Origin of the sequence: Salinisphaera sp. G21_0 (assembly GCF_017744115.1) — a bacterium.
Lineage (GTDB): Bacteria > Pseudomonadota > Gammaproteobacteria > Pseudomonadales > Endozoicomonadaceae > Endozoicomonas.
The window spans coordinates 26,579-50,191 of sequence record NZ_JAGHQW010000045.1; the positions used below are offsets into that span (position 1 = coordinate 26,579).

Consider the following 23,613-nt stretch of genomic DNA (forward strand, 5'->3'; position numbering starts at 1 on the left):
ACATGCAGATAAAAGAAGCCATCAACCGGGTAGTACAACATCTTGACCTGAGCCGGGATGAAATGGTCAAGGTCATGCAACAGATCATGACAGGCCAGTGCAGTGACAGCCAGATTGCCGCTTTTCTGACTGGCATGCGGATGAAAAGCGAGAGCATTGAAGAGATCACCGGGGCGGCCATGGTCATGCGACAGCTGGCTACCCGGGTTGAGGTAAACGCTGAGCATCTGGTGGATATTGTCGGTACCGGCGGGGATGGAGCCCACTTGTTCAACGTCTCAACAGCGTCGGCATTTGTCTGTGCGGCTGCCGGTGCCAAAGTGGCAAAGCATGGTAACCGTGGGGTTTCCAGCTCAAGTGGCAGCGCCGATCTTCTGGAGCAGGCTGGCGTCAACCTGGATATCAGCCCTGATCAGGTGGCCCGCTGCATTACTGAGGTGGGGGTTGGCTTTATGTTTGCACCAGCCCACCACTCAGCCATGAAAAATGTGGTCGGTGTACGCCGGGCGCTGGGCATTCGTACTCTGTTTAATATTCTTGGGCCGATGTCTAACCCGGCTAACGTAAAAAATCTGCTGATTGGTGTCTTTAACCGGGAGCTATGCCGTCCCATGGCCGAAGTACTGCGTGAACTGGGCAATGAGCATGTTATGGTGGTGCATTCTGTCGATGGACTGGATGAAATCAGTATTGCCAGTGCAACTCACGTTGCTGAGCTGAAGGATGGCAACATCCGCGAATACACCCTGACACCGGAAGATTTCAATATCAACTCCCAAAGCCTGATCGGGCTGGACGTGAAAGACAGTGATGAATCACTGGCGCTGATCAAAGACGCCCTCGGTAAACAGGAGGGAAAATACGCTGAAAAAGCCGCCAGCATGATCGCCCTGAATGCCGGTGCCGCCATCTATCTTTCGGGGGTTGCCGGTGGCCTTGAGGAAGGTATTCTGATGGCCCGGGACGCCGTCGATAGTGGCCTGGCGCTGGAGAAAATGAAAGAGCTTGCCAGCTTCACCCGCGTTTTTTCTGCAGAAGCAGCCAACTGGTAAGTGAGAGGATTCAATTCATGTCGCTACCGACGATTCTGAATAAAATCATAGCACGCAAGCATGAAGAAGTTTCTGAGCGCCAGAATACCAGGCCGTTTGATGAAGTAAAAACGCTGGCCGCACAAAACACCCCAACACGGGGCTTTGCCCGCAACCTGCTGTTACGGGTGGAAAAGCAGCAGGCCGCCATCATTGCGGAAATCAAAAAAGCCTCTCCCAGTAAAGGGGTTATTCGGGAACACTTCGAGCCTGCTGACATCGCCAGAAGCTACGAACGCTCCGGAGCCAGCTGCCTGTCCGTGTTGACGGACCAGGATTTCTTCCAGGGGAGTGACCGCTTTTTACAGGCCGCCCGGGATGCCTGCTCTCTGCCGGTGTTACGCAAAGACTTTATGGTTGACCCGTATCAGATATACGAAGCCCGGATGATTGGTGCTGACTGTATCCTGTTGATCGTCTCCGCACTGTCTGACCAACAGCTCAGTGAATTTAATGCGCTGGCACAATCCCTTGGAATGGACGTTCTGGTCGAGGTGCACGGGGCCAATGAGCTGGAAAGAGCACTGCCATTGCCGGGCGCTATTCTCGGTATCAACAATCGCAATCTGCATACGTTTGAAGTGAGTCTGGACAACACGTTTGAGTTGCTGAACCGGATTCCTGATGGTCGGCTGGTGGTTACGGAAAGTGGTATACACACAAAACAGGATGTGGAATCCATGGTCCGGCATAATGTGAAAAGCTTTCTGGTGGGTGAGGCTTTTATGCGCCGGGAGGATCCTGGAGAAGCGCTCAGCCAGTTGTTTGGCAGTTATTTATAATGGTTATTCGTATTCTGTGATTGGCAAATCAAAAATCACATAAACCCGATCCCAGCAGGCAAATCGTATTTTCTGATTGATACATCAGGTCTTTGTGATTAATTCTGCCCGGTCATTCTTTGAACGTGGTTTTCCAGGAGGCTGAATCGGCCGAAGAGATTAGCCCTGAGCAAAGTAGCGTCAGGGCTTTAAGTTGAATGTCATTAAAATGGAGATTCAATTATATGACCATCACTGGAGAAATAGTCGCATCGTAACTATCTTGAGGCACTCTGTCTGTTTTAACGTATCTCTGCTCAAGGGCATGCTGAACTTTGTCCAGCACAGAACCATTTAATCGGTAAAAGTAGCGATACACAACCAAAGCAATCAGGCAAGTGGCAGCCGGTGCCAGATAGACAAGCTGGAGGCCATTCAGGGTTTCAGCTGACTGAACCTGGTTTGGCACATAATTGATAACAGTAAGGCAGACACCCACCAGGAAGCCAGTCAGAGCACTGGTGCATTTAAAAATCAGGGTATGGGTTGAATAAGAGACACTTTCGGATCGCATGTTCAGCTTGTAATCACCATAATCCACACAGTCCGCGACCATTAATATCGCCATCAGCCAGTATAGGGCGTTGGATAATCCAAAGGCAATACCAGCCAGTGCAATCAGAAACACTGAGCCCTGGGTAAAGTTGGCAACAACAAACAGAACCATCGCTGAAACAACCGGCATAAGCAGTGAGAAAGAGAAGATGGTTCGGCGTCCAAAAGCATCAACCAGCCTGGGAAATACAATTAGAGAGCCGGTGCCAAAAATACCCGCCCAGAGCATGGCAGCAGAAAATAAGCTGTTGTCGTTTAAGACATAGGTATAGAAGTAAAGATTCAACCCTGCTGTCATATTGGCAGAAAAACAGAACAGGAATGCAATCAGCATCAGCGTGATAAACTGATCATTCCCGAAGACTAGGGTCAGGGCGTCTCTGATATTGAACGACTGGTCCGGATCTTCACTGACTTCAATATTCTGTTCAGTCCATGCACAGGTGACCAGCGCGCTGATAATGGCCAGAAGTGCGCAGGCCACGGCAAACAGCAGATACCCCCTGGCTTCATCGCCATTACCCAGAAAGTTGACGGCGGCTACACCGAGGCCACTGGCCAGATACCCGCCCAGGGACGCAAACAGCCGTGGGTAAGGCATCAGTTTTTCGCGTTCTCCCTTATCAAGGGTAATGGTTGGAATCATTGACCAGAACGGTGCATCAAGAAGGGTGTAGGTCATACCCCAACCCACATAGGTGACCGCTATAAATACCAGCTGTTCCGTACCGGTAAAAAGATGGGCAGAAAACAGTGCAACAATAAAGATGGCGTTAAGTAGATTGCCAACCAGGATCCAGGGTTTGTATTTACCCCAGCGTGTTTTTGTTTTGCTGACGATGTACCCCATAATGGGGTCGTTAATGGTGTCCCAGATACGGGCAAACAGGAAAACAGTGCCGACAAAAGCAGCAGACACACCAATAATGTCGGTGTAATAAAAGAACAGGAAAGTATTAATGGCAATCAAACCAAAGTCTTTTCCAAACCCCCCAATACCATAGGAAAGCCGGGTCTTTAGACTGACGCGACCTGTATGTTCTTCTGCAGTTTTATTTAACATAGGGTTACCCATCACCATTATAGGTCTGCTTGAGACATTTAATTTTTTTACACGCTTTTAACTATTGAATATCAAATCCGATTATCAGAGAGGGCCTTTCGATCATTTAAAGGCCCATCGCTTTAAGGGATTGTTTAGCAAGATTCCAGGTGAACCAGCATCATGGATTCAGGGTCTAGCAGTGGCATGGAAAGCCCGATATGCATCAGTTCTTCACCAGAAAGTACCAATCCTGAGTCTATCCAACCAGGCTTCTGCTTCATCAGCTGGAAACTGCCATTGGCAACATCCACGGCATTAATTCGATATTTCCGGCAAGGTTCAAGCCCTGTGAAACGCACGGGTTCCGGTAGCGTGTGGCTACCCATGGCCAGCTGACAGATGGCCAGCAGTTGTTCGTTATCACCAGCAACACCATACACATGGCGATTAGTGTCGGTGCAGTCAAGTCGGAAACCCGTACCGGAATGTATAAGGTGCCGAAAGCGTTTGTGCAGAGCGATATAATCCGCCATTCCCTGCATCTGTTCTTTGGATTCCCGCACCGGATCAAGCTCGACACCCATGTGTCCAAAAAGTGCTGTCAACCCACGCATATTGATGTGGTGGCGCCGCTTGGTGCTGTGACTCTCTTCTGGTCCAATATGGGCACCCATGACTTCAGGTGGAAAGAAGTACCCCATACCTCTCTGGATGGTTTGGCGCTCCAGCGCATCGTTACAGTCAGAGGCCCAAAAGCGGTGTGTGCGACGCAGCACTTCATAATCAATACGACCGCCACCGGACGAGCACGACTCTATTTCCACCATTGGATGTTGAGCCCGCAGACTGTCAATCAACCGGTAGAAGGCTTGTGTCTGACCATGTACAGCCGGACGCCCTTGATGACCGGGCTGAACCAGCTCCCGGTTCATATCCCATTTCAGATAGCTGATATTGTAACGGCTCAACAAGCCATCAAGGCGCTCATACAAATAGTTGAAGCAGTTACGGTTTTGCAGGTCAAGAACGTACTGCCAGCGTCCGGAAGGTTGTTCGTAACCGTCCAGTTTCAGCAGCCAATCCGGATGTTGTTGGTAAAGAATGGAATCCTCATTAATCATCTCCGGCTCAACCCAGAGACCAAACTCCATACCCAATTCATTAACCCGGGCAATGACCGGTTCCAAACCGTCAGGGTATTTAACTTCATCCAGGTACCAGTCACCCAGTGCTGCCCGCTCATGGTTACGGCCAATAAACCAGCCATCATCCACGATAAAGCGCTCGACCCCGATTTTTGCAGCACCTTCCGCCATCTTCATAATGTATGCGGGATTATGATCAAAATAGATACCTTCCCATGTATTCAAATGGACCGGCCGGGGCTTTGCCCCGGGGAAACTGATAATATGAGAGCGAACATACTGGTGGAAGCGTGAGGAAATGCCATTCAATCCCTCACTGCTGTATGTCCCATACAACCATGGTGTAGTGTAGCTTGCGCCAGGCTCAAGAATGATCTCTCCGGGCAGCAATAACTCTCCGGCCTGGATAAAACGACGACCGTCACTTTTTGCATCAACACGTAGTTGGTGGTTACCACTCCAGCCAAGATGGAAACCCCATACGTCACCGGACTGCTCACTGAAACCCTTGCTACCAACCATGGCACCCGGGAAATTTTCGTGGGATGTTCGCCCACGACGGTTCTCCTGAATAAAAGAACCATGAATCAGGTCTTTGCGTTCTGTGTGAAATTCACGAATCCAGCTACCGTAAAAATGCATCAGTTCGGTAGCATAAGTGGGTAGCGGCAGGGTATTAGCCAGCTTATTCAGGATATAGTCAGAGTCACCGGTATTGGTAATGGTCATCCGGCTTTGCAAGATATCACTCTCTGCCTCTATTGCCAGTTCCATATCCAGCCGCAATTGGGCGATTGAGTCCACTGCTGAAAAAGAAACCGTATGTGGTGTGACACTCTCTTCACTTAATATGAAGACCGGTGCCCAGTGCTTACCCTGGCGATGGCCTTCAATGCCCGGTGCGCTGAACAACCCCCGACCGCTCTCCGGGCACAACGTCAACGGAATATCAGTATCCAGGCGTGCCTGAGATACCGGACGCTGTGTTGCTGATATCAAATCTTCAGTTATAGACGACAATTTTCGTCCCCAGTGAATAATTTCAGGCATCTGAGCCGTTTTAATCACCAGACTGGTAGTTCGCCCCGTTAAATGAACGATTTTCGTCACACTGACCTCTTTATGTTTGCGAAAACATTTGCATGAATGAACAATATACGACGCTGATTTGAGAAGTATTGATACTTATCAATAAATAATGTTTTCGCAAACATTAATCCCGTCAGAACAATATCGGTTACGGCCTCTTTAATGTTAGAGTGCTGTCGGAACCTATAACGGTAAACAGCTGCTCCCTGTTGCATACAATTTTATAACTGATGAGCTGCTGTTTTGTGTACGTGCAGAATGAAGCCAATGGTAAAAGTGACTTTCAAGGATGTGGCACAACTTGCTGGGGTATCCACCCAGACCGTGTCACGGGTAACCAACAATGCCAGCAATGTAACAGAGAGTACCCGTCAACGGGTAAGGGCCGCTATCGAGCAGCTGGGTTATATTCCCAGCAAAAATGCCCAACTGCTTGGCCGCAGACAGTCCAGATTGATTGGCCTGGTAACGTTGGACCTGACTTTTTTCGGGGCCGCGATGGTCGCAGGAGGTATCCGTCGGGCAGCCCAGGAGCATGGTTACAGTGTGGCTCTTGCTGTTGTTGATGACATATCTTCTGGTGACGTAATGAAAGCCATTCAGGAACTGCGAAGCCAACAGGTAGATGCAGTCGTTATTAATATGCCTATTGCCCGGGAACAGGCGGTTAGCCTGACCAATTCTTTTCCAGATATGCCTATTGTCTTTGCAGACACTTATCCGGCACCGGATATTGTTACGGTTATGTCTGACCATGGATCAGGAGCCCGGCTCATTGTTGAACATCTAATCAGTAACCGAAGAACGCGTTTCTTTTTTGTCAACGGCCCCGGCAACTCACCGGCAGCTGGTCTACGGCGACAAAACTGGATAAAGGCCCTTCAGGAGCGAGAACTGGAGCCAGTTGGTGAAGTGGTGGCGAACTGGTCAGCCCATGAAGCGTATCAACAAGTTACCGAAGTGTTAAAGTGCAATACCACCATTGATACTATCTTATGTGCAAATGACCAAATGGCCCTGGGGGTATTGAAAGCTCTGCACGATCATGGTCTTTCTGTTCCGCAAGACGTTGCCGTGACCGGCTTTGACGACACTCCGGACAGCGCTGTGTATCAGCCAGCACTGACAACAGTGCAGCAAGACTTTACCAGGCTGGGAGAAGTCATTGTCGAAAACACATTACAAATGCTTAGTGGAAACAATGCTGACGCCACCAACAGGAAGACTGAGCTTCAGCAAAAAGTTTCCGTTACCGTTCCTGTATCTCTGGTCATTAGAGAGAGTTCGACTCAGGTGTAAAAGTCTTGTCGGTTTTCAGGGGGGGGCGCTGGGCTGACAATATCTGCGACTACTAAAATACCGAGAAATTAAAAATCAACAGTTACGCAGAAAGTTCTGTTATCAAATAAGTCATCCTATCAATCATCAAATACAGATACCCTTTAAAATTAAAGGCCGCCCTGAGAGGGTCAGCCAGCCTTTATAACGTCAGTTATTGAATAATCCCACAGGCTATTCTGGCACCACCGCCACCCAGGGGTGGGTTGTCAGAATAGTTATCGGAACCGGCATGAATCACCAGTGAACGCCCCTTCAGTTCAGAGAGTGAAAGTCGAGGTGCTATAACAGGGCTGACCGCGTTCCCATATTCATCAACCATTAATACCGGTAAATCCCCAGAATGCCCGTGACCTTCAGGCCCCTCGTGGTGACCGGTGCTGTTTGGGTCATAGTGATCACCTGCGGCCAGGGCAGCAACGCTCTGGCCACCTTTTTCTCCTGGCTCACAGGAGGGATTTTCATGAACATGAAAACCATGCTTCCCGGGTGGCAGATCATGCAGTGCCGGCTGCAGTCTAATCCCTTTGGTGACATCGTCATCGTCAGCATGATGTATAAACACGTTGCCTATTGTTGGCCCATTACCTGCCGGAGTCACCTGAAACATCGCAACTTCCAGCTTTTCCTCTACCTTGCCTTCAACCTGATCCGTATTATTTGAACACCCGGACAGCAAAGCAGATAGCGCGATCGGCAGAGCCAGAAACCTGATACTTTTATTAGCCATGTTATGAAACCCCTGAGAAAACATATAAGCCTCAGTATAGGTTCCAATGACACTCAACAAGGGCTGATTATTACGGCTTTGCTAACGGGTGCCAAACACAACCATGGTTTTTCCCTTTACCGAAACAAGCCCCTGGGCTTCAAGGCTTTTCAGAACCCGTCCAACCATTTCACGGGAGCAACCGACAATACGACCAATTTCCTGACGGGTTATTTTGATCTGCATCCCATCAGGGTGCGTCATGGCATCGGGTTGACGGCATAAATCCAGCAACGTTCTGGCCACCCGGCCGGTCACATCGAGAAATGCCAGATCCCCCATCTTCCGGGTGGTATCCTTCAATCGGGCAGCCATCTGACCAGATAGCATCATCAGAATCTCGGGTTCTTTCTGCACCAGATCCCTGAACTGCCGGTAACTGATTTCCGCTACCTCACAGGCGGTCTTGGCCTTAACCCAGGCACTGCGTTCCTGCTGGCCCTCGTCGAAAAGACCCATTTCTCCAAAAAAGTCACCCTGATTCAGATAGGCGACGATCATCTCACGACCACCATCGTCTTCAATAACCACGGATACAGCACCCTTGATGATGTAATATAGTGTCTCTGAAGTATCACCAGCACAGAGTATGGTACTTCTGGCCGGATAGTTTTTCCGGGAGCACATGTCCAAAAAAACAGACAAAAAGTGTTTTACTCCGGAGGCTGGTCTGACAGGTAAATTCTTTGCCAACATCTTCTCACCACAACTGCCTTGTTTTGATCACATCATACCGCAAACTTTTCTTGACTGTCTTGGCACTATTCGATGAATGGGTGCTGTTACGAAGAATACAGAATTCTGATTGAATGGCTGTTTTGACACAAAGGCTTTAGAATTGCCCCCAAATAGAAACAGTCAAACGAAAACAGGAATTTCAAATGAAGGCTCAAGTCAAGTGGGTTGATAACCAGCGTTTTCTGGGACTGACCGACAGTGGCAACTCCATCGTTATGGATGCCGATAAACACCAGAAGAGCGCACCGAGCCCCATGGAGATGGTGCTGATGGGTTTAGGTGGGTGTTCTTCGGTGGACGTGGTCAATATCCTGGAAAAAGCGCGTCAGAAAGTGACCAGCTGCCATGTGAACATTGAATCCGAACGTGCTGATGCCATTCCCGCCGTATTTACCAGAATACACCTGTCTTTTGTGGTGAAAGGCAGCAAGATCAAAGCATCCCAGGTGGAACGTGCCGTAAACTTATCCGCCGAAAAATACTGCTCGGTTGCCCATATGCTGGGCAAAGGTGGTGTTGAAATCACCCACAGTTACGAGATTATTGAAACCGAATAGATGATTTAAACCACAAAGACACGAAGGCACAAAGGAAGCCTTTTTTGTTAGCTGAGCCTGAAAATCAGGCAAGCCCAGAAAAAACTTTGTGTCTTTGTGCCTTTGTGGTTTCATTCTTTTTAAGGCCTTTCGCAAAGACTCACAATCAGCCCGGCGGCCACTGCATTTGACGTCCCGCCAGCAAATGCATGTGTATATGGTAGACCGACTGCCCACCATGGCTGTTGGTATTCACGGCCAGGCGAAAACCATCCTCACTTACCCCTTCGCTGGCTGCGATGTCTTTTGCCACCAACATCATCTTGCCAAGCAGTGGCTGGTCTTCTGCTACGGCGTCATTCATGGTCGCAATATGCTTTTTCGGAATGACCAGAATATGGGTTGGAGCCGCCGGGTTAATATCCCTGAAGGCCACCACCTCATCATCTTCAAATACTTTATCTGCGGGAATATCGCCCTCAGCAATTTTACAGAAAAGACAACTCATTAAACCCACTCCTTGCCTATATGAAAGATCCCATCACCCTGCGGCCACAGGCTGCTCTATTTCCCGTTCCCACAACAGCGTTGCACCAACGACTGCAGCAGGAATAATCAGCAAATTGATCAACGGTATCAACATGGCCAGGTTAACCACCGCACCAAAAGGCCACGACGTTGATAGCTTCGGTTTCAATCGTGATAACATGTCGGAAAACGAGACACCCCGGTTATCCGCTGCATAGTCACAGTACTGGATAGCCATCATCCAGCCATTAAATAAAAACCACAACACAAACCCCAGCACCGGAACAAAGGACAGTATCAGCAGCACAATTGCCCGGGGCAGAAAATACAAAAGTTTACGCAACTCCCTGCCAATACTTCTCGGTACAATTGTCAGCCAGTCAGACAATTTAAGATCAGGCAGCTCGGCACCTTCCATTTGCTGCACTTTTTCCGCCAACAATGCATTAAACGGGGCCGCAATAAAATTCCCGATAATGGTAAAGGTAAAAAACATCACGGCCGCCAGGGCCAGAAAGAACAGTGGCCATAGCAGATACTCCAGAAATGCCAGCCAATCAGGCATCCAGCCAGTGAGTTGCTCCATCCACACAGAGAAGTGTCCCGATGCCCAATAAATAATCCCGGCAAACACCAGAATATTAATGACCAGCGGAATCAAAACAAACCATCGCAATTGTGGCAGTAAAATCATTTTCAGCCCCCGGATAAAGTAACCGGGGCCTGATGCAGGGGTGTTATGTATCATCACTTTATTGTTAATGCTTGCCAAAAAACGGAATATTACACCAGCAACAGCTATTTCTCTTGTTTTCTTCTCTTAATAGGGACAGACAATAAAACCAATAAGTTTTGCCAATTGCCATGGCTCAAAGGCTATAGCTATTATAAGGCCATTTAATCATTACCCCTTCCTTAATGGAGTACATAATGAGCATAATCAGACACTCCCGCCTGTTAATTCTTGGTTCCGGGCCTGCGGGTTATACCGCCGCAGTCTATGCCGCAAGAGCCAATCTCAATCCGGTGATGATTACCGGCATGCAACAGGGAGGCCAGCTGACCACCACAACGGATGTCGATAACTGGCCCGGTGGACAGGAAGGGCTTCAGGGCCCCGGCCTGATGATGGAGATGGAAGCCCACGCCAAACGCTTTGGTACTGAAATTATTTTTGACCATATCGAAGAAGTGGATTTCAGCCAAAAGCCCTACACCCTGAAAGGCAGCCACACGTATACCTGCGACGCCCTGATTATCGCCACCGGAGCCAGCGCACGCTATCTGGGCCTGGACAGCGAAGAAGCCTTCAAGGGTAAAGGGGTGTCTGCCTGCGCAACCTGTGATGGATTCTTTTACAAAAATAAAGATGTGGTCGTGGTTGGTGGCGGCAACACGGCGGTTGAAGAAGCGCTCTATCTCTCTAACATTGCCAGAACCGTTACTGTGATTCATCGTCGCCAGCAATTTCGCTCAGAAAAAATCCTTCAGGACAAATTGATGGATCGCGTGCAGAACGGAAATATCAAACTGGTTCTTGACTCTGTTCTGGAGGAAGTTCTGGGCGACGATATGGGGGTCACCGGCGTCCGGGTTAAAAACGTGCTAAGTGGTGAATCTGAAGAAATATCCGCAATGGGCTGCTTTATCGCCATCGGCCATACCCCGAATACCGGTATTTTTGCCGGTCAGCTGGACATGAAAGATGGCTATATCCGTGTGAATAGCGGTCTTACAGGCAATGCCACACTGACGTCAAAAGAGGGGGTATTTGCCGCCGGGGATGTTATGGATCATGTCTATCGTCAGGCGATTACCTCTGCAGGTACTGGCTGCATGGCAGCATTGGATGCCGAGAAGTATCTGGATGCGCTGGAAGCTTAAATAGAGAGTCTTTACAGGCTTCTTCGCCAGGAAGCCTGTAAGTCACCGTTTATTTATCGGTGGTCGTTCCTTCTTTCGCAGACTCACCGTAACCGTACTCTTCAGCCAACGCTCCCTGTTCATCAGGGCTGGATTTAGGCGCGTAGTCCTTGGGCTGCTCCAGGGGTGGCGTGCGTTCATTACGACGCTTATGAATCTTCCCGGACAACAGTGCATTACTGCTTAACAGGGAGTCGCCAAGCCGGTTGCGGACTTCTTCATCCTTACAGAGCGCTTCTGCACCATTGGCCAGATGTTCATGGACATCCCGGTAGGTATCAGTCAGTTTATTGATCAGGTGAGCGGATGTGGTGAAGTGATCTCCCACACGCTCCTGGTACTCTTTGAATTCCTGCTGAAGTTCATCCAGCTGGCTCTCCAGCCTGCCGTTACGGGATTTTGCACCGGACAGTAAATGGTAAACGAGCGCACCACACAGAATCCCCGCCAGAAACGCCAGACTACCGATAAACCAAAGTACATTCATGTTTTCCACAGTATCGCCTCACTTAGTGGGGCCCGCGCCCTTGTCTTTAAATCACAACGCCATGTGCTTTAGCGCCTGCCTATAAATAGATTGTATAGATTCCATTGAAGTTGGCCTAGCCCGGATATTTCATAAACGTGCCCCCGCTCTCGCTTGTCCTTTGCCGCTCTGAGGGAGTTTTGCTCAGTCGACCGTACTCCCCGGTACGGCGCTCCTTCACAAAATCCCTTAGAGCGACAAAGTCCCGCGCGAGATTCGGGGCAGTTTATGAAATATCCGGGCTAGCCCATAACGGCAAAAGCCAGATTCGAGCAGAATCCACAGACTTTTTATAGCTGCTTTCGTCAAAGAGTGATAAAAGAACATCAAAACCTATAATGACCGAACCCAGCGTAAAAATCGGTACTGTATCCGCCGATGAGCCTGAAAGGGTTCAGCAAGCAAGCCTTGCCACCTGATCGTAGTCCAGTTACATTGACAGCCTTCTGGCCCCTTGGCAAATATGAAAACAATAAGCAGCGCTCCTTTATCCAGTATCTGATTATGACCCCGCAAGCTTGTTATCAAAGGGATATCACCCAAAAAGGTTTTAGCAGGGACCCCGCCCAGGCTGAGGCGGTAAAACACTTGCAAAACCTCTATGAACAGCTGATCCAACCACCCGGGGGATCACTCCTCAAGAAGATCAAAGGTGCCCTCGGCAAGCCCCGGGAGCCATTACGTGGCCTCTATTTCTGGGGGGGCGTTGGCCGGGGTAAAACCTGGCTGATGGACACCTTTTATCACTGCCTGCCCTTTCAGGATAAGCTGCGCATGCACTTCCACCACTTTATGCGCCGGGTACATGCCGAGCTCAAGACACTGGAGGGGCAGAAAAACCCGCTATCAAGCGTCGCTGAACGTCTTTCCAAAGAAGCAAGAGTCATCTGTTTTGATGAGTTCTTTGTTTCCGACATCACAGACGCCATGATCCTGGCCGGTTTGATGGATCAGCTTTTTCAGCGGGGCGTCACCCTGGTCGCCACATCGAATGTAGATCCCGACCTTCTCTACAAGGATGGGCTGCAAAGGGCCCGCTTCCTTCCAGCCATCGACCTGTTAAAAAAGCACACCCTGGTGGTGAATGTTGATGGCAATATTGACTATCGCCTGCGTCTTCTGGAAAAAGCTGAAACCTACTATTGGCCCCTCAATAAGGCCAACCATGAAAAGCTGGAGCGGATATTTTCAGAGCTGGCGGCTGACCCGGAACATATTGAGTCGGGCCAGAGCATCGAAATATCAGGACGCCCTATTAACACCGTAAAGTCAGGCAGAGATGTGGCCTGGTTTACCTTTACTGATCTGTGCGATGGCCCCCGCAGCCAGAATGACTATATCGAGCTTGCTTGCCTGTACCATTCAGTCATTCTTCAGGATGTCCCTCAGTTTGATGCCAACCGGAATGATCAGGCCCGACGCTTTATCAATCTGATTGACGAGTTCTATGACCGTGGCGTAAAACTTATTTTATCCAGTGAAGTACATCTTGAAGCACTCTATGCCAGTGGTACGCTGTCGTTTGAGTTCAAGAGAACGCGCAGTCGTCTGCAGGAGATGCAGTCTACAGAGTACCTTGCCCGGCCTCACAAGCCATAAGTGCGTCGAAAATAACTACAGGAGTTTCATCGTATGGATCTTGGTATTCAAAACAAAGTTTTCATGGTGGCGGGTGCCAGTTCAGGGCTCGGCTATGCCATTGCAAAGAAGCTGGCTGAAGAAGGCGCAAAAGTCTCCATTGCCAGTCGCAGCCGGGAAAGTATCGCCACAGCAGCCGCAATGATCAGCGAAGAAACGGCAGCAGAAATCCGGGGCTATGTATTTGATGCCCGTGATGCGGATTCAATCACCCAGTGGGTGGCCGATACCCAGAATGACTTTGGCCACATTGATGGACTGGTCATCAATGCCGGAGGCCCCGCACCGGGTTTCTTTGAAGAGTTTGATGATCAAGCCTGGCAGGCTGCTTTTGAATTAACGCTGATGAGCGCCATACGACTGATCAGGGCAACGCTGCCTGCGCTTAAAGTAAACGGCGGCAGCATTCTTACCCTGACCTCCTCCGCCGTAAAGGAACCCATCGATATTCTGGTGATGAGCAATGTCATGCGTTCAGGCGTCAACAGTCTGGTAAAAACGCTGGCAACCGACCTGGCGCAATACAATATCCGCATCAACAACCTGATTCCGGGCTCAATCAATACGGATCGAATCAAAGCCCTGAATATGTTTCTCGCGCAACGGTCTGATACCAGCCCGGGCAAAGTTCGAAAAGCTGCTGAGTCAGCTATTCCCATGGGGCGCTACGGCAAGCCTGAAGAGTTTGCCAATGCTGCCGCATTCCTGCTTTCCGACGCTGCCAGTTACATCACCGGAACCAATACGGTAGTCGATGGTGGAAAAATGAAGAGCGTCTAACGCAACGGCAGTCGATATCAAACGTCAGGGAACCCCGCCCTGAAGGACGGGGCTTGTAAAAGCCTCTAAGGGTAGTGGTTAAACAGTGTATTGAGGGCTAATCACGGTGCTGCTATCGAGAAACCGACTATTAACATTGTAATAAACACATTAGGATGAAGTTTTTAAAAAACTTAAAGAGCTTCTCGAACCATTTAGTTGAAAATTTTATCGGAACAAGAACTTTCAGGGTGGTCTGCTCTCTGACGAAGCAAACCAGGAACAACAGTAATAAAATACTCACAATGCCCTGGATAATCGATATATGATTCCACCATGCCAGCCAGTTTATTCAGATAGATCATCTGCCTCTGCGAATCATGGGAAACCGGATTCTCCTGTTCCGTCTCATGTCGCTAATCCCGATACCGTGGTAGCAGTAAATCCTCGTATTAGTGTTGGTACCAGCCATTGCACAGTAACAGAGCGCCCTCTCATCACAACCGCCAATCTTGAGCGAACTGTCCGGAAATCACCCTGTGTTGAGCATCCCATTACGGCTGCTCTTGAGCGGGCCATTGAGGAAAAAAATCCGGAACAGTTACTGCGTCTGGTTGCCCGGCATCCGTCGCTTATTGAGCAGTATCCGGCCTGTCTTTTGTTGGCAGACGAAGAAGGCAAGACATTGGTTCATCGGATGGGAGCGTCGGATTATACGCTGTTGCTCCGTAAAGCGCTCAACACTGAGCAAGGTAAACATGCATTGTGTACAAAAGATCATAATGGCGACACGGCATTACACCATGCAGCACGCGCTAAAACATCCGGAAGTCTTGATGTGATCATTGCCTCCGGTGCCGGTGCGCAGTCTTTGCTCGAACAAAATAAAGAAGGATTGTTACCGCTTCATATCGCTGTTTTACGGGGGTACATCAGCAGCAGCATCAAGATGATGAACTGTGTACCTGAAACGTTGGTAACCATGGATAACAGTCTTAAAACGCCGGTGCATTGCCTGGAATTTTCCCAGGCTTCAGAGCGGGCACAGCTGGCATTTCTCAAAGTTGCCATAGAGAAGCCCTGTGTCCGTGAGAGACTGAATCACCTACTGTTCTTTCTCAATTTACACAGCACCGACGCCCAATGTGAAAAAAGAATCCAACAGTTAAGAACATCGGTTTTGCCAGCCTTCAGGCCTGTTATTGCTTATGGCCCGAATAAAGAAACAGCCATTTCAAAAACGGGTTCCGGGACATTCCGGTTCTCACCTCCCGGGGAGCTGTTTGCCCCTCTACGGAACTGTCCTGAAGTAACTTCCATATTTCCGGTGTTGGCCAGTAAAGAGTTGGCCAGCAAAGAAAAAACCTTGCCACAGAGTTACGGAGACACGGAGAAAAGAAAAAATCTTTGCCTCTGTGACTCCGTGTCTCCGTGGCAAAAAGAGGAAGTTACTCAGGGACAATTCCTATTTTCCCGAAAAGACAATCCTTCGGGCAGTGCATTCATTCAGGCCATGGATTTATCGTCGACGGTTTCATCCGGTAGCCGGGCATTACGCCAGAGGGCAAAACAGGTGCTTCAGTGGCTTGGAGAGGTGGGGGTGTATGGCACCTTTTTCTGCATGAAGAGGGAGCAAGAGCAGAGTTTTATCGCTCTGGGTGATGAAAATGTCAGTGTACAACTGGTTAACCAGCTGGTTGCATTGGGCGCTCCAAAAATTCAACTGCGATTATCGCCCCCATGGCATCAACCCACCGCTACCCGGCAGTCCGAAGCAACAGGTCAATCAGACAATGATGCCGACCCGGAATCTGCTGAAGGGCTGAAAACAGAACGATTAAAGCGGGTGGAACTCAATAAGCTGGCGCTGTTATTGCCCGGCTTTGATCCTGACAAACGCCTACCGCAATGTTTCCGTATGGGGCAAAGTACACTATCTATCGTGCAGTGCGATGATGGAGTACCAGAACCTGCTGTGGTGTTTTCATTTCTGGACCTGCCCGAAAAACACCAGCAACACACAGTCCATTGCGATCATTACATGGTGGTAAAACCCTACCGATTTGACATTACATCACCGGATGGTCGGGTGTTGTACACCGATTTTGATGGTTTGAACCTGCGAAAAATCCCCCTGCACCTGCCACCCAACAGCCTGCTTCCGGAGCCTGGTGCCATCAGAACTTTTAGCTCCGACCGGGATGAACGACAGTGGATCAGAGAAGCCTTGAATGCCTCACCCATAAACAGTCCCTTACAGGCGAAAACCCTGGGCAGAATCTGTACTTTGTGCCGACAAGGGCATATCCATTTGAGTGTCATCTATGGGTTGCAGCATCAGGACGTTATACCCAGAAGAGAACAGCTGTTAGGTCGATGGATCGATGCCTTGCAAAAAGTCACCCAAGAGAAACAGGGCAAAGCCACGCTGATTTTGATGGGTAAATCCCAGACACCCAACAAACTGCCTGATAACCTGGGCATGGCCAAAACACTGGTGATTATTGATTCTGAGTCGGAAGAGGTTGAGGCACAGCTGGGACAGTTCAGCAAACATAAAGCCGTTGCCATCTGTTTGCTGCCAGACCTGCCAAAACCGGTGTTTCATCATCTGATCACGGCTTCCGATCTGCCTGTATTGACCGAGGGAGCCAATACCACATCCTTTCTTTTGCAAACGGGCCACCCCTATTTGTCTACTCTGCCTGATGGTGAAACCCCGATTCCACAGGATATGGGGTATCCCCTTGAGGCGCTGAAAATTGAGGCTCTTTCTTATAAACTCAGGATGAACGAAACGGAACAGCAGCTTTTGCAAGAGGCCTATTCACTGATTTGCCACGGGCATTATCAGGAGGCGATGGACTATCTGGATGACCATAAAACAGCCCTGGCCGATTTACGATTTATCAATGACCAACAGCATCAGGACGTTTCTGCCGTCACCGTCCGGAGCCTGCTGAACAAAGGGGTGCGAAAGCGCCTCGGCACCCTGGAAAGGATGGCACTACTGGCGGCAACTAACCCCTCAGTTGATGCATTGGTTGAATATATTGATGATTGCCTGGATGGCTCATCCGTTGTCGCCCACCATTTTGCCCTGCAACGTATGCATGTGGGGCATGATTTTAACAATGCACTGATCGCCACGTTAGCGAAATTTGCCCGGATAAAACAGGTGCTTTGATCAATGTCTTTTGTCCTGCACTTGGCCTGCTCAACCACAATAGCAATGGCTTTACGCTTAAATTCCGGAGAATAATTCTTATGCTGCTTTACCGTAGTTGTTTTTGAGCGGCATTATAGACTTCGCTTCGTTCTCGTTTACCAACACTGACCACAAATACTACAACAACGTCGTCCAAGACTTGGTAAACCAATCGATAGCCCGAATTTCGCAGCCTGAATTCAAGATATAAAAAATCATCCGGGGGGATAAAAAAGGAGGGATAAATGTCAATACAGTTTTCAATAACTGAGTTGGGATCAAAAAATGTATGGTGCAGTTTCCAGTCCTGATAGCCAGGGCGCATTCTCCGGTGTAATCACCGACCAAAAGCCTTCTGGCCATGATGCCACCGATAAGTCGTCAGCCCCTGTTCTTCCTGCCTTGCCAAAAGAGACTCCCCCTGACCACAACAGCCCTGTCCCCGCCACTGCCCTGATAGAAAGAACCATTGCACCACCAGGGCATCATAACCCACAGCCCCTGCCGGAAAACTGGCAATGGCAATTGGTCTCTGGAATCCTGAATGGAGAAATTCACGCCCTTTCAGCATTGCTTCAACAAGGTGCTGATGTTAATTGCAACCTCTCCAGCCAGATTGCGACATTGGATCAACAACCTGTCAACATTAGCGGGGTAGAACCCTCTATTGCCGCCCACCTGCCCATGGCTGTTGAGAAAGGATCGCGGTACACCCCACTCTGGCTGGCTGCATTGGCTGGCAATCTTGAAGTGGTAAAGCTTCTGCTGTCTTCGGGGGCACACCTTGAGGCCAGTAATCCTCTCCATGCACCTCTGTCAGTAGCGACCGCTGGCGCGCATCGGGAGATAGTCAAGGTTCTGTTGGAACATCATGCCGACATACAGGCTGGCAGCACCACAGGCGTCAATTCGCCACTGTACTTGGCCATTAAAGGTGGCCATCAGGATCTGGTGGCGTTTCTGGAAAAGAACGGTGCCCGTTTGCAAATCGGTTGCCCGGGCAGGGGTGCCCCGATTCACCATGCCGCCAAAATGGGGTTTTCCAGAATCGTAGAGTATCTGCTCAATCGGGGCGAGGACATTGATAACCAGAGTACCGGGCAGCTTACCCCGGTTTATGCCGCGGCAATCTGCGGTCATTTTGAGCTGGTCAAGTTACTGCTTGAGCGAGGCGCAAACAATAGCCATGGCGAAACCGGCGGCAAAACCCTGATCTGGGCTGCCTGTCGCAGCGGCAACCTGCAAACGGTCAAATATCTGCTTGACCAGGGGGCGGACATCAACGCCGGCGGCCCGGACATCGACGCCATCACCGGTAGTAGACGCCCCCCCCGGAAACACCCCATCGAGGCTGCTGCCTGTTCTGGCAATTGCCAACTGGTGGAGTACTTGCTTGAGCGTCAGACGCTGAGAATTGATGCTCCCGGCCTCGGCACCGCCCTATTCCGCCACGCTGCTGAGGGTGGCAAGGTGGTGATGATGGATTACATTGCCAGCAGGGCAACCATCAACATTGATGAGAGGGGTTATTATTCCCCGATCTCTTCTGCAGCCCGCAGCGGCTCCATCGAAGCGGTGGCGTGGCTACTGAACAGGGGCGCAGACATTCACGCCAACTGCCGAGGCCAACAAACCCCAATATGCCAGGCCTGCGACCGGGGGCACTTTGAACTGGCCAAATTCCTGGACAGCAAGGGCGCAAGACTTCACGATACCGGGTGGGGTTCGCCACTCTATTGGGCGGTTAGCGCTGGCAGTATGGATACCGTGGCATACCTGCTTGACAGAGGCGTCAATGTCAATGCCGCTGCTTCAGGCTATGAGGCCCCTATCTACATAGCAACGGGGAGGGGTTTCGGTGAGATCGTGAAATACCTGCTGGAAAAAGGTGCAGATGTTAATGCCAACAGTAGTGGGCGCACTACGCCTATCATTGAGGCCGCAGCGAAGGGACACCTTGGGCTGGTCAAGTGTCTGGTGCATAAATCCGCAACCTTTGAAGCAGACCGTTTGCTCAATGCCGCCGCAAGCGGAGGTCATTGTCCCGTATTGGAATACCTGTTTGAAGAGAAGGCAATACTGCAGCGCATCAAGCCGTCATACTTTTCCATGGCACTCATTCAAGCGTCCCTTCAAGGCCAACTGGACGCAATAAAGTACCTGCTCGGCGCATTCGAGACCCATTTCAGTGCTGCCCACAGACCTGACATCTCCTACCCTCTCTGGTTAGCGGCCCAACGGGGCGATATTGATGTGGTGAAGTATCTTGTTGAGCTGGGGGCTGACGTCAATGTGGAATGCCAGAGCCTTGGCAGCGCACTCTGGACTGCATCACAGTCTGGTCGTCTGGATACCGTCATCTACCTGTATCAACAGGGCGCCAACATTAACTACTCAAACCCGTTCCACAATGCGGACGTACTTTCCATCGCCAGACAAAATGGCCATCAGGATGTGGTTCGGTTCCTGCAACAACAGCTTAATCATTCTCCTGCCAACCACCAGCAGTCCCCGCCGGAAGTCTTGGGGGCGCTTTCCCTTTACGGATCAAAAATAGAGTGAAATGAAAGCTGGGCGGACCATATATGACACCGGTTTTCTGGCCGATCTTTCTGGAAAAAATTCGGCATGCTTAGCAACGGCCAAACTTCCTCCCGGGCAGGCACAAGACCCTATCGAACGAGAAAAAGCCCTGCAGGCACCGGATCCATATAAAGCGACAATGGCGTAGTGATTCCCGATAATGTGATTATTGAACTGATCGAAGCGGCTAGATTCGGAACCGCCAGCGGATGAGGCGGTGGAGGCAGTGAGGAATGCTTCGCTTTTTGGACGGTTGATGAGGCTAATTTCCCGGTGTTGCAAAATGAAAGAACCCGGCTAAGGTATCAACGACAATGTGACGTTTTCTACCCTTAAAGAAAAAAACACGACCCGGGACTTTTACGTCACAGCAATGTCTGGATGGCCTTTTTGTGGCCTTTAGCAGCAGCTGTGTTGAGCACTTTAACGGTTGAGCAGGAGATATTGCAGCTTTGGGCTATCTTTCGCTCACTGAGGTGGTGCTCAAATTTGAGCCTGAAAACTTCACGAAGCTTAGTTTTACCCTTCAAATGAAAAAACCATTCGGGCAGATTTCAACGGTGAAGAGCTGTCGTTTACTTTGGAACTCTGGTGTTTATGAAATATTCTGGCTAATCTATTTTATTTAAAAAGCACCTTCAATGCTTCAGATAAATCTTTGAACTTTACCTGGCTACCGGTTGAGTTGATCTGTAAACGGGCGGGGCTGTTTGATGACTCAAACCGGTCAAATTCAATTTGAATTTTCTGACCGTTCTTGATGTTATGCAGTAAATTGATGGGGCCACTGCAAACCTCAAAATTATTTTTTAACAATGCTGTGCCAATATCAGTTTCGTTTTCGTTGAGCCTTTTTAATTCGTTGCGAATTTTATTGATGGTGCTGTCGAATTTCTTGGATTTTATTTCTTCAGGTTGTTTTGCTGCTTCGCTACCAAGATTTTCCTGCATTTTTCCTGCGTTTTTAACAACTTCCTCCTTAAGTTTTTCCTGAAGTTTTTCCTTACCAGTGTTAACAGCATCAGAAATTTTCTTAAGCAAGCCTTGTAAATCCGGATGTTCAATAATTCCCCCAATAAAGTCTAATGGTATTTGACCAAAAGTGTCCTTAATTGGAGCCACAAAAACATTTCTCACCATTTTTGGCAGATCACAATCATCCAGACATAACTTTATATTCACACTGACTCTGGCTTTTGATTGCTCCTTTTTGTCAATACTTTTTACCGTAAAATGGCATTTATCATATTTGCCCAAGAATTCAATAATTTTACCTTTGGTGCCTTCAATATGGAAAGGATAGCGATCCAGTGATAAATTATTAAGTTCAAAGTCAGGTATAAAGTGTACGGGAACGTAGATTTGTTTCAGGTCTTTAGGATTTTTGGTATTGCGGTTTTCTCTAATTCCGGAATAGCCGAAAATTGCATCTTCATAGCTGCCTTTAATAATTTTATCAACATAATCCTTTGCTAAAACAACAAAGGAGCTAACTTCAGGGCAAGGGATAAAATCCAATTCTTTCAATTCTTGATACTTTTCTTTAATTTCATCTAGGCACTCAACTACTTGATCATCTATAAATACTTTTTCTTGATAGCGAATAAAACCATCTTTTAAGTCAACTGGATTACTTTGACTGTGAGCATTTTCATTTTTGTAGTTGGTCTGATAGTCTTGTCCTTCAAAATATTTGTCGAGATAATACTTACGTTTATCTTTGCGTTCGCAGGCGTTGAGATTCCTCCAGTCCTCCTGCAGAGCTTCTTGGCAAAGAGAGTGTTCTTTAGCCAAATCCAGGGGTTTTTTGTCTTCCTTATCCATAGCATTGATATTAACTGGGGGGTGTCTTGTTTGGTCTAGCAACTCTATCAGGCACCGAATATTGTCTGCCTCGGCAGCCAAATGTAATGGTGTCCTGCCTTGTTGATCCCTAGCATTGATATTAACTGGGTGTTTTTTTTGGTCTAGCAACCTTTCCAGGCAATAAATATTGTCTGCCTCGGCAGCCAAATGTAATGGTGTCTTGCGTTGGTTATCTGGGAGATTGACGTCTACGTCATCGAAGCAGAGTATCCACTTAAGACAATCTTTATATCCTTGAACCTCCAGAGAACTACTGTGGTTCCAACATTTATCTTTAACGACATAGTGCAAAGCAGCCATACCACTATTCTGAACTTTGTGATTGATATCTATTATGTCGTCAAGCCTTTTTTCAAAAAACCTTTCCAGGCAATAATTTTTGCCATAAGCTGCAGCATACAGAAATAACCTCGAACGCTGGTCTATATGTTGTATTATATTTTTGGTTTTGATCAGTTTTATCAGGCCTTCGTTTTTGTTATCATTATGAATAGTTAAAAACAGTGGTGAAACCCCTTGTTTATTACTAGCATGGAAATATTTATTTATAGATTTACCTTCTTTTTCGCAGATCATTTTCAGAAACATTATATTACCGTTATAAGTTGCATAGTGCAGCGGATTATTATCGTCTATGTCAGGTTCATTAATATCATTTCCCTTTTTAAAATTAAAACATTTGTAATTTTCTTTCAGCCAATTAATTCTCTTCTCTGACATGGCTATACGATGCAGTAGCGTTATACCGTTGTTATTTCTCTCATGCACATCAGCTTTAGCCTTTATCAGCTCTCTTACGCATGCATCAGTATCAGCCAGGAGCAGTGGGGTGTCACCATTTTCATCTTTAGCATCGATGCATGTTAATTCTTTGAGTTCTTTCTTCAGTAGTAACTGAAGACAATTACTGTGCTTTTTCTCGGCTGCATAGTGCAGGGGTGTCCTCTTTTTATGATCTTTAAGATTGATGGATTTTGCCAAGTACCCTTCCCTTTTCGCTTTCTCCAGAAATTTTTCCAGGTAATTTTTGTTGCCTTTTTCTGCAGCGTAGTGCAGGAGTGTTTTACCGTCAGTTTCGTCCGGATCTTCCAGGCGTATCCTATTGACCAGTTTCTCTGTACTTTCGCTGTCATAATTTTCATCGATGGCTAATCGCAGGGCATGAGTGATATTTGGGGGCGAGAAATGCTGAACTTTCCTACATAATTCTTCCAGAAATTTCTCATCCTTGTTTAAAATTGCATAATGTAGCGGTGTTTTTCCACTGTTGTCAGTTTGGTTGATATTCGCGATAGAGAGTAGTTGTTCCAGACATGATTTGAAGCCCTTTGGGTATTCCGGAAGCATTCGGCCACCCATTCCGGTAACATCCGGCCACTGATTCCGGAAACATTCGGCCACCTATTCCGGTAACATCCGGCCACCCTTTTCCAGCCAGCGGCGCAGTCTATTTCA

At 48.5% G+C, this 23,613-nt stretch carries 18 protein-coding genes and 1 pseudogene; 9 read left to right on the plus strand and 10 right to left on the minus strand.

Annotated elements, in window-relative coordinates:
- Positions 1-2: 2 nt before the first annotated feature.
- Together trpD and trpC are read left to right on the plus strand one after the other, a co-directional pair.
- On the plus strand, positions 3-1,052 hold the full coding sequence (gene trpD, locus J7439_RS18800; RefSeq protein ID WP_209203492.1) for an anthranilate phosphoribosyltransferase: 1,050 nt from the start codon (positions 3-5) through the stop codon (positions 1,050-1,052).
- A 17-nt stretch (positions 1,053-1,069) separates the two neighbouring features.
- Positions 1,070-1,873, plus strand: coding sequence for an indole-3-glycerol phosphate synthase TrpC (trpC, locus tag J7439_RS18805; protein ID WP_209203493.1), 804 nt, complete (start codon positions 1,070-1,072; stop codon positions 1,871-1,873).
- Positions 1,874-2,093: 220 nt separating this feature from the next.
- Here the strand turns inward: trpC and melB are convergent, their stop codons facing one another.
- Both melB and J7439_RS18815 read right to left on the minus strand, forming a co-directional pair.
- Complete coding sequence (gene melB, locus J7439_RS18810) at positions 2,094-3,530, minus strand: melibiose:sodium transporter MelB (RefSeq protein ID WP_209203494.1); 1,437 nt, start codon at positions 3,528-3,530, stop codon at positions 2,094-2,096.
- Between the two features lie 134 nt (positions 3,531-3,664).
- On the minus strand, positions 3,665-5,767 hold the full coding sequence (locus tag J7439_RS18815; RefSeq protein ID WP_209203495.1) for an alpha-galactosidase: 2,103 nt from the start codon (positions 5,765-5,767) through the stop codon (positions 3,665-3,667).
- A 246-nt stretch (positions 5,768-6,013) separates the two neighbouring features.
- Between J7439_RS18815 and J7439_RS18820 the strand changes: the two genes are divergently transcribed.
- Complete coding sequence (locus J7439_RS18820; protein WP_209203496.1) at positions 6,014-7,045, plus strand: LacI family DNA-binding transcriptional regulator; 1,032 nt, start codon at positions 6,014-6,016, stop codon at positions 7,043-7,045.
- Between the two features lie 193 nt (positions 7,046-7,238).
- Here J7439_RS18820 and sodC read toward each other — a convergent pair whose 3' ends face one another.
- Together sodC and crp are read right to left on the minus strand one after the other, a co-directional pair.
- Complete coding sequence (gene sodC, locus J7439_RS18825) at positions 7,239-7,814, minus strand: superoxide dismutase family protein (protein WP_209203497.1); 576 nt, start codon at positions 7,812-7,814, stop codon at positions 7,239-7,241.
- An 81-nt stretch (positions 7,815-7,895) separates the two neighbouring features.
- Positions 7,896-8,549: a cAMP-activated global transcriptional regulator CRP gene (gene crp, locus J7439_RS18830; protein ID WP_209203498.1), complete on the minus strand. Its 654-nt coding sequence runs from the start codon at positions 8,547-8,549 to the stop codon at positions 7,896-7,898.
- A 185-nt stretch (positions 8,550-8,734) separates the two neighbouring features.
- Between crp and J7439_RS18835 the strand changes: the two genes are divergently transcribed.
- Positions 8,735-9,148: an OsmC family protein gene (locus J7439_RS18835; protein ID WP_209203499.1), complete on the plus strand. Its 414-nt coding sequence runs from the start codon at positions 8,735-8,737 to the stop codon at positions 9,146-9,148.
- Positions 9,149-9,293: 145 nt separating this feature from the next.
- On the opposite strand, the gene J7439_RS18840 is transcribed toward J7439_RS18835, so the two are convergent.
- Entirely contained in the window at positions 9,294-9,635 is a 342-nt protein-coding gene (locus tag J7439_RS18840; protein ID WP_209203500.1) for a histidine triad nucleotide-binding protein, read from the minus strand.
- 33 nt (positions 9,636-9,668) lie between these two features.
- A complete protein-coding gene (gene cysZ, locus J7439_RS18845) occupies positions 9,669-10,403 on the minus strand; it encodes a sulfate transporter CysZ (RefSeq protein ID WP_209203501.1) in 735 nt (244 codons plus the stop codon).
- Between the two features lie 182 nt (positions 10,404-10,585).
- On the opposite strand from cysZ, the gene trxB reads away from it, so the two are divergent.
- Positions 10,586-11,539: a thioredoxin-disulfide reductase gene (gene trxB / locus J7439_RS18850; RefSeq protein WP_209203502.1), complete on the plus strand. Its 954-nt coding sequence runs from the start codon at positions 10,586-10,588 to the stop codon at positions 11,537-11,539.
- A 49-nt stretch (positions 11,540-11,588) separates the two neighbouring features.
- Here trxB and J7439_RS18855 read toward each other — a convergent pair whose 3' ends face one another.
- Entirely contained in the window at positions 11,589-12,065 is a 477-nt protein-coding gene (locus tag J7439_RS18855; RefSeq protein WP_209203503.1) for a Z-ring associated ZapG family protein, read from the minus strand.
- A gap of 543 nt (positions 12,066-12,608) precedes the next feature.
- Between J7439_RS18855 and zapE the strand changes: the two genes are divergently transcribed.
- The 3 genes from zapE to J7439_RS18870 all read left to right on the plus strand — a co-directional run bounded on the left by zapE (position 12,609) and on the right by J7439_RS18870 (position 17,688).
- Entirely contained in the window at positions 12,609-13,703 is a 1,095-nt protein-coding gene (gene zapE / locus J7439_RS18860) for a cell division protein ZapE (protein WP_209203504.1), read from the plus strand.
- Positions 13,704-13,736: 33 nt separating this feature from the next.
- A complete protein-coding gene (locus J7439_RS18865; RefSeq protein WP_209203505.1) occupies positions 13,737-14,522 on the plus strand; it encodes an SDR family oxidoreductase in 786 nt (261 codons plus the stop codon).
- Between the two features lie 409 nt (positions 14,523-14,931).
- Positions 14,932-17,688: an ankyrin repeat domain-containing protein gene (locus J7439_RS18870; protein ID WP_209203506.1), complete on the plus strand. Its 2,757-nt coding sequence runs from the start codon at positions 14,932-14,934 to the stop codon at positions 17,686-17,688.
- Between the two features lie 88 nt (positions 17,689-17,776).
- Here the strand turns inward: J7439_RS18870 and J7439_RS27235 are convergent.
- A pseudogene (locus J7439_RS27235) lies at positions 17,777-17,911 on the minus strand (type II toxin-antitoxin system RelE/ParE family toxin); the annotation flags it as partial.
- 83 nt (positions 17,912-17,994) lie between these two features.
- Here J7439_RS27235 and J7439_RS18880 point away from each other — a divergent pair.
- On the plus strand, positions 17,995-20,271 hold the full coding sequence (locus J7439_RS18880) for an ankyrin repeat domain-containing protein (RefSeq protein ID WP_209203508.1): 2,277 nt from the start codon (positions 17,995-17,997) through the stop codon (positions 20,269-20,271).
- A gap of 386 nt (positions 20,272-20,657) precedes the next feature.
- Here J7439_RS18880 and J7439_RS18885 read toward each other — a convergent pair whose 3' ends face one another.
- Together J7439_RS18885 and J7439_RS18890 are read right to left on the minus strand one after the other, a co-directional pair.
- The gene (locus J7439_RS18885; protein ID WP_209203509.1) at positions 20,658-20,822 is read right to left on the minus strand and encodes a sigma factor-like helix-turn-helix DNA-binding protein; all 165 of its coding nucleotides are present in this window, start codon (positions 20,820-20,822) and stop codon (positions 20,658-20,660) included.
- Positions 20,823-20,913: 91 nt separating this feature from the next.
- Positions 20,914-23,517: an ankyrin repeat domain-containing protein gene (locus tag J7439_RS18890; protein ID WP_209203510.1), complete on the minus strand. Its 2,604-nt coding sequence runs from the start codon at positions 23,515-23,517 to the stop codon at positions 20,914-20,916.
- Positions 23,518-23,613 lie beyond the last annotated feature (96 nt).

Coding starts and splice junctions, on each gene's coding strand:
- J7439_RS18880 (WP_209203508.1), top strand. CDS start 17,995: ATGTATGGTGCAGTTTCCAGTCCTGATAGCCAGGGCGCATTCTCCGGT.
- melB (WP_209203494.1), bottom strand. CDS start 3,530: ATGTTAAATAAAACTGCAGAAGAACATACAGGTCGCGTCAGTCTAAAG.
- sodC (WP_209203497.1), bottom strand. CDS start 7,814: ATGGCTAATAAAAGTATCAGGTTTCTGGCTCTGCCGATCGCGCTATCT.
- J7439_RS18890 (WP_209203510.1), bottom strand. CDS start 23,517: ATGGGTGGCCGAATGCTTCCGGAATACCCAAAGGGCTTCAAATCATGT.
- J7439_RS18835 (WP_209203499.1), top strand. CDS start 8,735: ATGAAGGCTCAAGTCAAGTGGGTTGATAACCAGCGTTTTCTGGGACTG.
- J7439_RS18855 (WP_209203503.1), bottom strand. CDS start 12,065: ATGAATGTACTTTGGTTTATCGGTAGTCTGGCGTTTCTGGCGGGGATT.
- J7439_RS18820 (WP_209203496.1), top strand. CDS start 6,014: ATGGTAAAAGTGACTTTCAAGGATGTGGCACAACTTGCTGGGGTATCC.
- J7439_RS18840 (WP_209203500.1), bottom strand. CDS start 9,635: ATGAGTTGTCTTTTCTGTAAAATTGCTGAGGGCGATATTCCCGCAGAT.
- trpD (WP_209203492.1), top strand. CDS start 3: ATGCAGATAAAAGAAGCCATCAACCGGGTAGTACAACATCTTGACCTG.
- crp (WP_209203498.1), bottom strand. CDS start 8,549: ATGTTGGCAAAGAATTTACCTGTCAGACCAGCCTCCGGAGTAAAACAC.
- cysZ (WP_209203501.1), bottom strand. CDS start 10,403: ATGATACATAACACCCCTGCATCAGGCCCCGGTTACTTTATCCGGGGG.
- J7439_RS18865 (WP_209203505.1), top strand. CDS start 13,737: ATGGATCTTGGTATTCAAAACAAAGTTTTCATGGTGGCGGGTGCCAGT.
- zapE (WP_209203504.1), top strand. CDS start 12,609: ATGACCCCGCAAGCTTGTTATCAAAGGGATATCACCCAAAAAGGTTTT.
- trpC (WP_209203493.1), top strand. CDS start 1,070: ATGTCGCTACCGACGATTCTGAATAAAATCATAGCACGCAAGCATGAA.
- trxB (WP_209203502.1), top strand. CDS start 10,586: ATGAGCATAATCAGACACTCCCGCCTGTTAATTCTTGGTTCCGGGCCT.